At 42.0% G+C, this 14,236-nt stretch carries 11 protein-coding genes and 2 tRNA genes; 8 read left to right on the top strand and 5 right to left on the bottom strand.

Annotated elements, in window-relative coordinates:
• The first annotated feature begins 99 nt into the window (after positions 1 to 99).
• Together QYZ87_06495 and QYZ87_06490 are read left to right on the top strand one after the other, a co-directional pair.
• Positions 100 to 1,590: an IMP dehydrogenase gene (locus QYZ87_06495; protein ID MDN4754175.1), complete on the top strand. Its 1,491-nt coding sequence runs from the start codon at positions 100 to 102 to the stop codon at positions 1,588 to 1,590.
• A gap of 72 nt (positions 1,591 to 1,662) precedes the next feature.
• Positions 1,663 to 2,229 (top strand): DUF2284 domain-containing protein, encoded by a 567-nt coding sequence (locus tag QYZ87_06490; GenBank protein MDN4754174.1) that lies wholly within the window; start codon positions 1,663 to 1,665, stop codon positions 2,227 to 2,229.
• Between the two features lie 12 nt (positions 2,230 to 2,241).
• On the opposite strand, the gene QYZ87_06485 is transcribed toward QYZ87_06490, so the two are convergent.
• From QYZ87_06485 to QYZ87_06465, 5 genes are all read right to left on the bottom strand, one after another.
• Positions 2,242 to 3,558 (bottom strand): UDP-glucose/GDP-mannose dehydrogenase family protein, encoded by a 1,317-nt coding sequence (locus tag QYZ87_06485; GenBank protein MDN4754173.1) that lies wholly within the window; start codon positions 3,556 to 3,558, stop codon positions 2,242 to 2,244.
• Between the two features lie 20 nt (positions 3,559 to 3,578).
• Positions 3,579 to 4,178: a M15 family metallopeptidase gene (locus tag QYZ87_06480; GenBank protein MDN4754172.1), complete on the bottom strand. Its 600-nt coding sequence runs from the start codon at positions 4,176 to 4,178 to the stop codon at positions 3,579 to 3,581.
• A gap of 135 nt (positions 4,179 to 4,313) precedes the next feature.
• Entirely contained in the window at positions 4,314 to 6,317 is a 2,004-nt protein-coding gene (gene rho / locus QYZ87_06475; protein ID MDN4754171.1) for a transcription termination factor Rho, read from the bottom strand.
• 220 nt (positions 6,318 to 6,537) lie between these two features.
• Positions 6,538 to 6,620, bottom strand: a tRNA-Tyr gene (locus QYZ87_06470).
• A 151-nt stretch (positions 6,621 to 6,771) separates the two neighbouring features.
• Positions 6,772 to 7,353, bottom strand: coding sequence for a hypothetical protein (locus QYZ87_06465; GenBank protein ID MDN4754170.1), 582 nt, complete (start codon positions 7,351 to 7,353; stop codon positions 6,772 to 6,774).
• A gap of 479 nt (positions 7,354 to 7,832) precedes the next feature.
• On the opposite strand from QYZ87_06465, the gene pncB reads away from it, so the two are divergent.
• From pncB to QYZ87_06435, 6 genes are all read left to right on the top strand, one after another.
• Positions 7,833 to 9,023 (top strand): nicotinate phosphoribosyltransferase, encoded by a 1,191-nt coding sequence (gene pncB / locus QYZ87_06460; protein MDN4754169.1) that lies wholly within the window; start codon positions 7,833 to 7,835, stop codon positions 9,021 to 9,023.
• Between the two features lie 41 nt (positions 9,024 to 9,064).
• Positions 9,065 to 11,074, top strand: coding sequence for an oligopeptide transporter, OPT family (locus QYZ87_06455; protein MDN4754168.1), 2,010 nt, complete (start codon positions 9,065 to 9,067; stop codon positions 11,072 to 11,074).
• Between the two features lie 95 nt (positions 11,075 to 11,169).
• A complete protein-coding gene (locus tag QYZ87_06450) occupies positions 11,170 to 12,141 on the top strand; it encodes a polyprenyl synthetase family protein (protein ID MDN4754167.1) in 972 nt (323 codons plus the stop codon).
• 8 nt (positions 12,142 to 12,149) lie between these two features.
• A complete protein-coding gene (locus tag QYZ87_06445; GenBank protein ID MDN4754166.1) occupies positions 12,150 to 12,941 on the top strand; it encodes a TatD family hydrolase in 792 nt (263 codons plus the stop codon).
• Between the two features lie 260 nt (positions 12,942 to 13,201).
• Positions 13,202 to 13,289 (top strand) — tRNA-Ser (locus tag QYZ87_06440).
• A gap of 117 nt (positions 13,290 to 13,406) precedes the next feature.
• On the top strand, positions 13,407 to 14,231 hold the full coding sequence (locus QYZ87_06435) for a MotA/TolQ/ExbB proton channel family protein (GenBank protein ID MDN4754165.1): 825 nt from the start codon (positions 13,407 to 13,409) through the stop codon (positions 14,229 to 14,231).
• Positions 14,232 to 14,236 lie beyond the last annotated feature (5 nt).

The raw sequence follows: 14,236 nt of genomic DNA, 5'->3' as shown, positions 1-14,236 counted from the left end.
AAGAAGGTGAATAGTAGTTATGTTTGTGCGGATTTTTCAGTAACTTTGCAAGCAAATTGTACCTTCATAATATCCAAAACTTATAAATAGGAGGAAAACATGGCAAAAATTCTAGAGCAAGTTTCCCATACATTCGGGGAATATCTACTGATACCAGGACTAACCACCAAAGAGTGTACGCCTGAAAATATCAATCTGTCCACACCACTTACTAAGTATTCACTAGGGGAAAAGCCGAAGATTCAGCTAAATATCCCTTTCGTAAGTGCTATAATGCAGTCTGTATCTAATGATACACTGGCTATTGAGCTTGCTAGGAATGGGGGGATATCCTTCATTTTTGGATCTCAACCTATCGACCAACAGGCAGAAATGGTCCGTAAGGTCAAAAAGTTTAAGGCTGGTTTTGTGACTAGTGATTCTAATCTCAAACCAGAGCAAACATTAGCAGATGTATTAGCTCTAACAAAGAGGACCGGTCACTCTACCATCGCAGTGACAGAGGATGGTTCTCCAAAGGGTAAGCTACTTGGCATCATTACTAGTAGGGATTATAGATTAAGTACTACACCGCTTGAAACAAAAGTCTCGTCATTTATGACCCCTTTTGAGAAGTTGACCGTAGGAAAAATCGGGATAACCCTGAGTGAGGCGAATGATATTATTTGGGATCATAAGTTAAATACACTTCCTATCATCGATGATAATCAAAACCTTAATTTCTTCGTCTTCCGTAAGGACTATGATGCTCATCGCAAGCATCCTTATGAATTGCTAGACCAAGATTCTAAGCAGTTATTAGTAGGTGCTGGGATTAATTCTAGAGATTATCAGGAGCGTGTGCCAGCACTAGTTAATGCAGGAGTAGATGTTCTTTGTATTGATAGCTCTGATGGTTATTCAGAGTGGCAGGAAATGACACTAAGATGGGTTAAGGAGAATTATCCTAATATCCCAATCGGAGCTGGAAATGTGGTAGATCAAGATGGATTTAAGTACTTAGTAGCAGCTGGTGCTGACTTTATTAAGGTCGGTATCGGTGGTGGCTCTATCTGTATTACTCGTGAACAAAAGGGTATTGGTAGAGGTCAGGCTACATCTATTATGGATGTGGCAAAGGCTAGAGATGAATATTTCCAAGAGAGTGGGATATATGTACCTATCTGTTCAGACGGCGGAATCGTGCATGACTATCATATGGTATTGGCCTTGGCTATGGGTGCTGACTTCTTGATGATGGGACGTTACTTCGCTCGTTTTGACGAAAGCCCAACGAAGAAGTTGAGAATGCAGGGTAATTACGTCAAGGAATATTGGGGTGAAGGCTCTAACCGTGCTAAGAACTGGCAACGCTATGATAGTGGAAGTGAGTCTGAGGGGATGAAGTTCGAGGAAGGTGTGGATAGCTATGTGCCCTATGCTGGTAAGATGGCTGATAATCTTATTAGTACTCTAAGTAAGGTTAAGGCTACGATGTGTAGTTGCGGCTCCACTACTCTCAGTCATCTAAGAGAAAATGCTAAGATTACCTTAGTATCATCCACTTCTATTGTAGAAGGTGGTGCTCACGATGTGATTCTTAAGGAGTAATGAACGTTAGATAAATGACTATAGATAGAGGGTTTGGGATATTTTGCCCGAACCCTCCTTTTGTTTATTTCAATGGAAACACTGCAGATAGAGAAAAATTCGTGTCAGATCTCTCTTGGGGAGTATCGACGAGAATATCAAGACGTAGAAAAGTTTCAAGGCTATTGTGCTAAGTGCAGGAACTTTGGTCAGCAATGGGTCTGTCCTCCTTTTGATTTTGACCTAAATGCTATTCTTGATCAATATAGTATGGTTGACATCTTTGGGTATAAGATGCTTTTACCAGAGCGATTGCTAGATAAGAAATTCTCCATGGAGGAGCAACGTGAAATTGGGGATATGTATATGACCCAAGTGAGGGCTATTATTGATCCTGAGTTGTGGGACTTAGAGCAGCAGTATCCTGGTAGTAGAGCCTTTTATGCTGGGAGTTGTCATCTGTGTGACCCATATAAGTGTACTAGAGTGGCGGAAAAACCCGCTCCTTGCCGACATCCGTTAAAGGCCAGAAACTCTCTTGAGAACTTTGGATTTGATCTCAAACGTACTGCTGAAGAGCTTCTTGATACTCCGATGCTTTGGGGTAGGGATGGAATGCTGCCCCCATATTACTTCTTTATAGCGGCGTTAATGTATTGATGATATATAAATTTAGGAGCGTCCGATCCCACTGTATTTAAATCCCAGTTCTCTCAGTTCTTCAGGGACAAAGATATTTCGTCCATCAATGATAAGGTTGCCTGTCATCAGCTCTTGGATTCGTTCCCAGTTGGGTAGTCTAAACTGTTTCCACTCTGTGAGCAAGACTAGTGCATCTGCCTCTTCTACAGTCTCATAGATGTTTGAGCAGAAATGAATGCCTTCGGGAAAGAGTGCTCTGGCATTGTCCATCGCGATGGGGTCAAAGGCTTTTACCACAGCCCCTGCTTTGATAAGGCTATCCAGTAGTATGATACTGGGTGCCTGTCTCATATCATCTGTTTCAGGTTTGAATGACAAGCCCCATATGGCAATCGTTTTTCCCTTAAGGTCACCCAAGTGCGTTTTTAATTTTTCGTAAGGACGATGCTTCTGTAGCTCATTTGCTTCGTGGACTTTTGTCACGATTTGAAGTTCTATTTCATGCTGTCTGGCAGTCTGGATTAGTGCTAGTACGTCCTTAGGAAAGCAAGACCCACCATATCCGATACCTGGATAGAGGAAGCTAGTTCCAATCCTCTTATCTGCCCCCATTCCTTTTCTCACGAGTTCTATATCAGCTCCTAGTTTCTCACTAAGATTAGCGAGTTCATTCATGAAGCTGATACGGGTAGCTAGCATGGCATTAGAGGCATACTTTGTGAGTTCTGAAGAGAGTATATCCATGAAAATAACCCTAAAGTTATTGATTAGAAATGGGCGATATAGCTTGGTCATAATTTCCTTAGCTGATTCACTCTCTACTCCTACGATGACCCTATCAGGACTCATGAAATCCTTTATCGCAGCCCCTTCTTTGAGAAATTCAGGGTTGGATGCTATGTCGAAATGTAGATGATGAAGCCCACGTCCGTCTAATTTCCCTCGGATAATGCGTTGTACTTGGTGTGTGGTCCCTACAGGTACTGTACTTTTCGTAACAATAAGAAGGGGCTGGGTCATGAGATCGCCAATCTCTTCGGCTACCTTATACACATAGCTAAGGTCAGCTGTCCCATCATTAGCAGAGGGGGTGCCTACTGCAATGAAGAGTACAGAGATGTCTCCGATACAATCTCTTAATGAGGAGTGAAACACAAGGCGACCTTCGTCTTTATTTTTTTTGATCAGCTGATCTAGTCCCGGTTCGTATATTGGTATCTCGCCCCGTTTTAGAGCTTCGATCTTCTCTGTGTTTGAGTCAACGCAATTGACCATTAATCCCATCTCTGCGAAGCAAGTTCCTGAGACGAGGCCCACATAGCCAGTTCCAACGATTGCTATTTTCATCTTATTGTTCTCTAATATTCTTAAAAGTCAAGCAACTGATACGTCTTCCTTACATAAGAAATAGAATTTCTTTCTTGGAAGTGCCACCATTCTTTGCGTATCGCCCTTAAATCTTGACTGTTCATTAACTGCATGAGATATGCTCTATTATTTGCCGCTTCCTGAGTTATCAATCCTCTCTTCACAAGGGACGCCTCTATGTTGATATGAGCACGCTCTCCAAAATAATCTACGGGACTTCCCATATCTAGCTCTTCGCCTGTGTCTAGGTTGATTATAGTGATGTCCACCGCAGCACCATAGTTGTGCCTTCCGCCACCATTGCTAGGAGGGGCTACGTAAACTGAGTTCGGTGTCCCTTTTACTGAGTTCCACATCTTACGCTGTACGCTGAGGGGTCTAGCTGCATCATGTATGATGAGCGAATACTGTTCTCCCTTTTCAGACTTCAGTTTACGTTGAGCCTTTCTTAGTTTCTCAGCAAAGTGAGGTAAAAGATACGCCTTTTTTAGGTCACCATACATATTAACGCCTACAAAATTATCTGTGCTGGCGTACATGAGAGATACTTGTATCGTTGGGTCTATTTCTTGGATGTCAACCAATCCGGCAGCTCTCATCTTCTGATCAATAGACTGAGATAAGAGTAGGGTGGGAGTGAGTACAAAAAAGAACAGTTGGAACACCAAACGGTGCACCAACTGCCTATGATTATAACTATAAGTCATAACTATTATTCTTTTCTATCATCCTGCTTACCCATTCATGGAGGCAAGGAATTCGATATTATCTACGGTGTTATCTATCCTAGTCTTTAGGAATTCCATAGCTTCGGCTGTGGTCATCTCGCCAATCAAACGACGAAGTACCCACATACGACTTTGAACATCTGGATTTTGAAGTAGATCATCCCTACGAGTACTAGAGCTCTGGAGGTCAATAGCTGGATAGATCCTCTTATTGGATAGTCGACGGTCTAATTGAAGCTCCATATTACCAGTTCCCTTGAATTCCTCAAAGATCACTTCGTCCATCTTAGATCCAGTATCAGTAAGAGCCGTTGCTAGGATGGTTAGGCTACCACCGCCTTCGATATTTCGTGCCGCTCCGAAGAAGCGCTTCGGCTTTTGTAGTGCATTAGCATCTACACCACCAGATAGTACCTTGCCACTAGCTGGCTGTACGGTATTGTATGCACGGGCTAGACGAGTGATAGAGTCAAGTAGGATTACGACATCATGACCACATTCCACCAATCTTTTAGCTTTCTGCAAGACGATATCCGCGATCTTAACGTGCTGTTCGGCTGGTTCATCAAAAGTAGAGGCGATGACCTCAGCATTCACATTACGAGCCATGTCGGTAACCTCTTCTGGACGCTCATCAATCAAAAGGATCATCATATAAACCTCTGGATGATTGTGTGCTATCGCATTGGCAATATCCTTCAGCAACATTGTCTTACCAGTCTTAGGCTGTGCAACGATCAATCCACGCTGTCCTTTACCAATAGGAGTGAATAGATCTACGATACGCATAGCTTGCTTGTCGTACACCTTGGTGCTAGAGGCCGCCTCTAGTTTGAACTTCTCAGTTGGGAATAGAGGTGTAAGATAGTCAAATGGCACCCTGTCACGAATCTTCTTAGGATCGCATCCATTAAGACGTTCTACCCTCTTCATTGGGAAATACTTGTCTTTATCTCTTGGAAGAGTCACTACAGCCTCTACGACATCACCCGTCTTTAGTCCATAGTTCTTAATTTGCTGTTGCGATACGTAGACATCATCTGGAGATGATAGATAATTATAGTCACTACTACGAATAAATCCATATCCGTCAGGTAAGATTTCTAGTACACCGACAGTATGTAGTGAATCTCCAAAGTCATAATGATGGTCATTCTGAGGAGCCCTATTATTAGATGACTGTTGATTTTGCCCCTGACGGTTGTCATGAGTCTTACGTTGTTGATCTTGTTGCTTGGATTGAGCTTGATGCTCTTGAGGCTTATCTTGCGACTCAGCTTTTTGCTTTTCTTGAGCTGCTGTAGCCTGTTTAGTATTATCCTGTTTTGATTCTTCCACTGTTTTTGTCTCTGCTTTTTTAGGTTGAGTGCCCGAAGACATCATACCTATCATGTCCGTAAGGACAGTTTTGTTTTGTGCATTTCTATTGACAAAAACGGTAGGCTTAGAAGTTTCTTGCTTAGAATCAGTAGTCTTGGTATTCTTGTCATCCTCTGCTGATACCTTGTTATTAGGAGTTTCAGCAGGCTTTTCCTCTTGATTGCTTGCGTCGTTCTTCTTAGATGTATCCGCTTCCTTCTTTTGTGTCGCAGCATTCTTTCTAGGACGTCCTCTTTTTTTAGGAGCAGCCTTTGTTGAAGAGTCTTTGTTATTATCATCTTCAGACTCTTTATTCTCAGACTTTTTCGCTGCGGCTCTACGAGGTTTTTCTGTAGCTGCTTTAGCTTTTTCTATAGCATTCTTTTGGGAATCGTCAGCTTGATTTTTTTTGTTGTTTGTGCGTGTGTTTCTAGTATTTGTTTTCTTTTGCGGTGCTCCCTTCTTTTCAGGTTTGTTGTCGCCGCGCATTTTAGCAGCCATCTGAATAGCCTGTGCATCCAAAATCTGATACTCCAAATTACGTCGGTCTGTATCTTTATTAGAGACTTTGATGCCAAGCTCTTTAGCTACATTTTTCAACTCATCTTCATTGAGTTTGTTTAGCTCAAGTAGCGTGTAACTATTTGCCATAAATATTATATTGGTTTCGATTATTTTATTTGTTCTGAGTCTCACAGGTAAGCAAAGCTTACTCCCGATGATTATTGTTAGAAAAGCACTTGACTTGTTAGTGCAGACGCTTTAAATAAAGTAGTGGTTGACTATACCCAGAGTGGATAATCTTCCAAAAACTTTGAATCTCTAAACTTTGAACCTCTTTGTCTATTGAATATAAGTAAGCTAAGTGTTGTGGGCAGTGATGGATTCGAACCACCGAAGTCGAAAGACAGCTGAGTTACAGTCAGCCCCAGTTGGCCACTTTGGTAACTGCCCATGGTAATTCATCGTGTTTCTAGAAAGTCACACAAGTTCACACTTAGCATCTTTGAGTTGCAAACTTACAAATTATTTTTGATTACTCAAAATATTTTGCAAAACCTCCTTTTTGGAAGTGTTATTTATCTGTTCCCTATTGATAATAGGACTATAATAGACTCTGTTCAACCCATTCTCTAATCTGTTCGTCGCTTTCTTTAGCAAGATCAACAAACAATGGATCCATATGGTCAAGAAAGAACCAACGACTGTCAGTAGAACGTCTGTATAGAATGGCTTCGCCGTCCTCTGAGCCGTGGTATGCACGCTCTACTTCGAATCCCTTTTCTTCTAAAATGTTCTTGACTGTTAGAAACATTTTCTCTCTCTTCTCTACGTACGCACGCACATCAGTATTCGGTATCGCGTATGCGTCAATAATAGTATATCCCTCTATCATTCCGTGGTTTGAGGTGCTAAGGCTCGGTACTTCTCTATAATAGATAGTGGCCTTATCAAAGTCATGGAACATAAATTTGGACAATGGGATAATGTTCCCATGAAATTCTATCTCTGTATAGTCTGGTATTTCCAAGGGTAGTAACCACTCCTCCTCTATTGATCCATCCTTATCATTTAGGACATAGTGGTATCCGGGTAGAAGTTTGGTAAACTCTCTACCCTCTTCAAGTGTCTCAAAACAAAGCCACTGAAACTCTCTGTTTTGCTCTGCAATGGTTAATATGTTCATATCGTTATATTGTCTTGAGAACAAATTTAATCAAAAGTTTTGACCCTGTGATTTTTACATGCTTTGTGATGGGTAACTCACTAACCGAGAGGCAAATTGAATTGTGCACCCCTTTAGCCAAGGTGATAAACTCTATTTTTGCGGCTTATGCCATTTATTAGACTTTTCTAAAGGCTCCTTAAGATTTTCTTTGTTCCAGAGAACAGTGGAAGTTATTTTATCTGTGAAAACTATCCGCAAGACTGCTTGTAGATCGACGAGAGTAACACTTTGCTGTTTTTCGTTGTTAATATATTAGTGTAAGGTGTTGGTAACGTGTGTTTTAAAGCACTTTTGTTCGCTACGTTTATCCCTTTGCTTGCTCATTATAATATGAAGGCATAATAAAGCTATTACGGGTCCTTATTTTGTGGATATGGTGAATATCGTTACTTTTGTTACTCGTGCAATAATGTGCCATAACCCTAAAGAAATCAATCATGAGTGAAGGAATAATACTCAGTATATTGGATACTGATCTATATAAATTTACGACTGGCTATGCTTATGCTAAGCTATTTCCGAGAGCAAGAGGTCGCTTTTCTTTCTTTGATCGGAGTGAGACGATTTATCCTCAAGGCTTTGATAAACTAGTACGCGAGGAGCTGGAGAAGATGAGTCAATTAAAATTAACTGATGAGGAAGCTGATTTTTTACGTCGGGAATGTCCATATCTACCTCCTTTCTACATAGACTACATTAAAGGGTATCAATATGACCCTAGAGAGGTGGATGTGAAGCTAGACGAGGAGGGACACCTGAGTATTTCTGCTGAGGGCCTTCTTTATCGTATTACAATGTGGGAGACACCAATATTGGCTATCGTCTCAGAGTTATTCTATAGGGTAGCTGGAGATAAACCAGATCTTGAGCATGTGCGGACGCAGGCGATAGAGAAGGCGAAGATGATGAAGGAAAATGGCCTTCAAGTATCTATCTTTGGGATGAGACGCCGTTTTAGTAGTAGTGTGGAAGACGAAATCACAGGGCTGCTTAAGAAATATGCAGGAGAAAGTCTCTTTGGTACTTCTAATGTGTATTTTGCTATGAAGCACAACATCCGTGTGACTGGTACTCATCCTCATGAATGGGTCCAATTTCATGCAGCGCTCTATGGATACAAGATGGCTAATTATATGTCTATGGAGCATTGGATTAATGTATATGATGGGGACTTAGGTACTGTATTGACTGATACCTATACCACTGATGTGTTTATGCGGAACTTCAGTAAGAAGCATGCCATGCTTTTCACATCCCTAAGGCATGATAGTGGGGATCCTTATCTTTTTGTGGATAAGGCGGTCAAGCGTTATAAGGAGCTGAAGATAGATCCTATGCTCAAATATCTGGTATTTAGTGATAGCCTTAATATTCCAAAGGCAGTTGATATAAAAGAGTATTGTAAGGGTAAGATCACAGCGACATTTGGTATCGGTACTAATCTAACTAACGATGTAGGCCATGATGTCGTCCCTATGAATATCGTCATGAAGTTAGTGGCGTGTCAGGTATCTCCAACACAGCCTTGGCATCACTGCGTGAAGCTGTCAGATGTTGAGGGAAAGCATACTGGAGATCTTGGAGAGATAAAACTAGCTCAGATGACGTTAGGTATTTCCACTAAATAATAATTGTACTAATCATATTTTAACTGAAAATTTAAAACAACATGAGTACCGAACAGCCGCAAGTTAGGAAGGGTGAGCTTCCCGAAAATGCGTACCGTCCGCTCAGGTCAGGTGAAAAATACATACCTGTAGTGAACTCTAATAAAGTGAAGGAGGTTACCGCTTATAGTGTGGGGTGGGGGATCCTTATGGCCGTGATTTTTAGTGCCGCTACTGCTTATCTGGGTCTCAAGGTAGGCCAGGTATTTGAGGCCGCGATACCGATTGCTATTATTGCAGCGGGTATCACAACCGCGACTAAGAGGAAGAATGCACTTCTCGAGAACGTAATGATACAGAGTATCGGTGCCGCTAGTGGTGTAGTGGTGGCTGGTGCTATCTTTACGATTCCTGCCATATTCATTCTTAGTGATAAATATCCTGGGCAGATGCATGTGGATTTCTTCCAGATCTTTTTGAGTGCTTTGCTGGGAGGAATTCTAGGGATATTGATGCTGGTACCATTCCGTCGTTATTTTGTGAAGGATATGCACGGAGAGTTCCCTTTCCCTGAAGCAACAGCTACAACTCAGGTCTTGCTTAGTAGTGAGAAGGGTGGTGCACAAGCGAAGCCATTGCTGATATCTGGAGTAATTGGAGGTCTATATGACTTTGCGGTATCTACTCTTGGTGCATGGCATGAAGTCTTCAGCTCTAGAATTTTGCTATACGGTGCAGCATTTGCTGAGAAGACCAAGTTGGTCTTTAAGCTTAATACAGGAGCTGCCGTGATGGGGCTAGGCTATATTATCGGGCTGAAGTATGCGGCGATTATCTGTGCAGGTTCAGCACTTGTTTGGTGGGTTATTGTGCCACTTATGAGTGCCTTCTGGGGTGGCGATATTATGGCTTTTGGTGATCCTGCTATTACTATCCCTATTGGCCAAATGTCAGCTGAGGAGATCTTCACTAATTATGGTCGAAATATCGGTATCGGTGGTATCGCTATGGCGGGACTCATTAGTATCTGGAATAGCCGTAAGATTATTACAGGGGCGATAAAGCTAGCAGGTACCGAATTAAAGGGGAAGACAGATTCTGTGAAGTCAGAAGATACCCCTAGGACAGATCGTGACATCAGTATGAAGTTTATAGTCTGGGGGGTGCTTTTAGCCCTTGTTGCTATAGGTCTATTCTTCTATATTGCAGTCGTGCATCATAATGCCTTGTGGGCTATTGTGGGTGTGATATTGGTTGCTATCATCGCATTCTTATTTACGACTGTAGCTGCTAATGCCATTGCAATTGTTGGATCAAACCCCGTATCCGGTATGACTTTAATGACGCTTATTTTGGCAAGTGTCGTATTAGTCGCAGTCGGGATGAATGGTCCTAGTGGCATGGTGTCAGCCCTTATTATAGGTGTGGTCGTTTGTACTGCCTTATCTATGGCAGGTGGTTTTATTACAGACCTTAAGATTGGTTACTGGTTGGGTTCGACACCGAAAGCTCAGCAGAGTTGGAAGTTCCTTGGGACATTAGTAGCAGCCGCTACAGTATGCGGAGTGGTCATCATTCTTGAGAAGGCTTATGGATTTACTGGTGAAGGTTCATTGAGTGCTCCACAAGCTAATGCCATGGCTGCACTGATAGAGCCTCTGATGATGGGTGGCGGAGGAAAATGGGCCTTATACGGTATCGGAGCGTTATTAGCATTGGTGCTAACGCTTATCAAAGTTCCTGCACTACCATTTGCTTTGGGTATGTTTATTCCTTTACAGCTAAACCTTCCGCTAATCGTAGGTGGCTTTATTAGCTGGTACGTAGGATCACGCTCTAAAGATGCTGCCCTTAATAAGGCACGTAAGGATAAGGGTACATTATTGGCGAGTGGTTTTATCGCCGGTGGTGCATTAATGGGAGTTGTTAGTGCTATTCTTAAACTAATGGGCGTAGATCTTATTAGCCAAGTGTGGTTAGGAAATGTTTGGAGCCATGTAGTCACTGTCGTGATGTATATAGCGATATTTTATTACTTAATCCGTTCTAGTAAAAAAGTAGAAGTGGAGTGATTTCCATAAATTGATATCTAAGGGTTGGGTTCATATTATTCTCAGTGATGGAGAATGGAAGTGATGCCCAACCCTTAATTAATTAAAGTTTCAGTATGAAGATTGACCTGAATAGAGAGTTAGAGATAGTCGCTAACGAAATGGCGGCCCTAAAGCTCGACCAAAAGCAACCAAAAGGCCTTTACGAGCCGATGCATTATTTATTAGAGCAGGGGGGTAAAAGATTGAGGCCTTTGATTGTCCTACTTGCCTATCAAGCTTATCGAGGAGAGGATAACTATACCCCAGTTTTGCCTATTCTTAGAGCTGTAGAGCTATTTCATAACTTCTCTCTCTTGCATGACGATGTGATGGATGACGCCCCAATGCGTCGAGGAGTGCCCACCGTTTATAAGAAATGGGGTGCGAATACTGCTATCCTTTCAGGAGATGGAATGTTAGTGGAGGCGTATAGACAACTTGAGGATGTTGAGCCGAAATATCTACCCCAAGTGCTGAAACGTTTTAATGAGATGGCTATAGCTGTATGCGAAGGACAGCAGTATGATACCGATTATGAAGATTGTCCATTATCTCAAATTACACTTGGAGAGTATATGGATATGATTCGACTCAAAACCTCTCATCTCTTTATGGGAGCCAGCTCTCTCGGTGCACTGGTTGCTGGAGCACCTGAAGGAGATGTGGCATTGATGGGACGAGGCGTGGAGTTGATGGGTCAGGCCTTTCAAGTCATGGATGATTGGTTGGATGTTTTTGGAGAAGCTAAGTTTGGAAAGATCAAAGGTGGTGACATTTTTGAAGGAAAGAGAACCTGGCTCTTGATCTCTGCTTATGCTAAAGCTTCAGGGCGTGTATCAGAGATTCTAGCCTTAGATGATGATAGTGAAAAGATATCAAAGATGACTCGCCTCTATGAAGAGATTGGAATTGGAGCTTTGGCACTTAAAGAAGTTGATCTCTTAAGCCAAAGAGCAATCGATTGTCTCGACCAACTTTCAATTCCAAATGAAAGGATCTTAAAGATGAAGAACCTTTTTGCTCACTTGGTAGAGCGTAAGATTTGATTTGAAATATGATAATAGATACACATTCACATATATATTACGTCACGGGAGAGGATTATAGTTATGCTGACGATATAGAGCTAGTCCTAGAGCGTGCTAAAGCTGAGGGTGTTAGATGCGTCCTGCTTCCCAACGTGGATTTAGATTCGTTTCCACAGATGATGAGCTTAGTGGCAAGTAATCCAGAGATGTGCTATCCCATGATCGGGTTACATCCTACTAGTGTCGGGGCAGAATATAGTCATGTTCTAGATCGTCTAGAGATTGAACTACGCCGAGATCCCACTCGGTTTGTAGGGATAGGAGAGATTGGCCTAGATTATCACTGGGATCTGACGTATAAGGAAGAGATGATAAAAGCACTCAGACGACAGATTGGGTGGGCTCTTGAGTATGACCTCCCAGTAAGTGTTCATAGTCGAGATGCAGAAGCCGATGTGATCTCTATCTTATCCGAGTATCCAGATTTGAGAGGAGTCATTCATGCCTATGGAGGAAGTCGAGAGGTGCTCATGAAAGCCCTTTCGTTAGAGAATTTTATGATAGGTATTACTGGAGTATTAACCTTTAAGAATGGTGCCCTGAAAGAAGTCATAAAGGGCGTCTTACCTCTTGATCGAATCGTGATAGAGACGGATGCTCCCTATTTAACACCAGTTCCATATCGAGGGAAGCGTAACGAGCCATCATATCTCAAATATGTAGTGAAAGATCTGGCTAGTTTATATGAATGTGAGGAGGAACAGCTGAAAGATAGACTTTTTGAGAATTCCGTTAAAATGTTTAACTTAGCACTCTAATTTGATCTCTGCGTAAGTATCCTGAGGCTATTGGTGATTTTGTAACGTCAGCTTTGAAATAAGCTAAAGCACAGGAAAAGTGATCTGTTTAACTGGGGCGTATTTGAAAAAGTCCCCCTAAAAGTGGGTAGTTACAAAGAAATAAATTAGATTTGTGGAGTAATTGACGAATATCCCTTAGTGTGGGTTGTTCAAAAAAAGCTATTACGATACGGGAGAATGTAGGCGAGTATGCCTTTTTACTATGGGTGGGAGCAACTGGAGAGATGCTCGAGTGGTTGAAGAGGCACGCCTGGAAAGCGTGTATACGCCAAAAGTGTATCGCGGGTTCGAATCCCGCTCTCTCCGCAAAGTAAGTTGTAGAATGATCTGATTATTAGGTCTTGTCTGCTATTTGCTGGTATTTGAAAAAAGAGATATAACATAGAAAAGTAATTAATCACTAATCTTTAAAAAGAACTTACAATGAAAAGATTTTTAGCAAGCATCGCACTGATGGGCCTTCTTACGCTTGGCTTCACCAATGCAGTTTTTGCACAAGATGAGACAGAAAATGCCGCTGCTCCTGCAACAGAGGAGATGACTCAGGAAGCCGCTGCGGTAGAGGATGCAGTTAATGCTGAGGTTCCTGTAGAAGCATCAACAGGTGGCTTTCACCAAGAACTTAAGTCTAAGTTCATTGATGGTGGTGCTGAGTTCATGGCTGCAGTATCAATTGTGCTTATCCTAGGTCTAGCATTCTGCTTAGAGCGTATCATTTATCTAAACCTAGCAGACGTTAATAACGATAAATTCCTAGATCAGATTAACAGCAAACTTCAAGTGAACGATGTAGAGGGTGCTCTTGCACTTGCACGTGACACTCGTGGTCCCGTTGCATCTATCACATATCAAGCACTTACCCGTCTAGGTCAGGGTCTTGATGTTGTAGAGCGTTCTATCACTGCTTATGGTGGTGTTCAAGCTGGTCTTCTAGAGAAGAACATGTCATGGATTACCCTATTTATTGCAATGGCTCCATCTCTAGGTTTCTTGGGTACTGTAACTGGTATGGTTATCGCGTTCGATACAATTGAGATCGTTGGTGATATTAGCCCAACAGTAGTAGCAGGAGGTATGAAGGTGGCTCTTATTACTACCATCTTTGGTCTTATTGTAGCACTTATCCTTCAGGTATTCTATAACTATATCCTAGCTAAGTATGAGGCTATCCTTAATAACATGGAGGATGCTTCTATTACTCTAGTTGACTACGTTGTTGATCACCAAGTAAAGTACGCAAATAAATAAAATAA

The organism is Porphyromonadaceae bacterium W3.11 (assembly GCA_030434245.1).
Taxonomy (GTDB): domain Bacteria; phylum Bacteroidota; class Bacteroidia; order Bacteroidales; family Porphyromonadaceae; genus Porphyromonas_A.
This window is presented reverse-complemented; position numbering and strand designations above follow the sequence as displayed.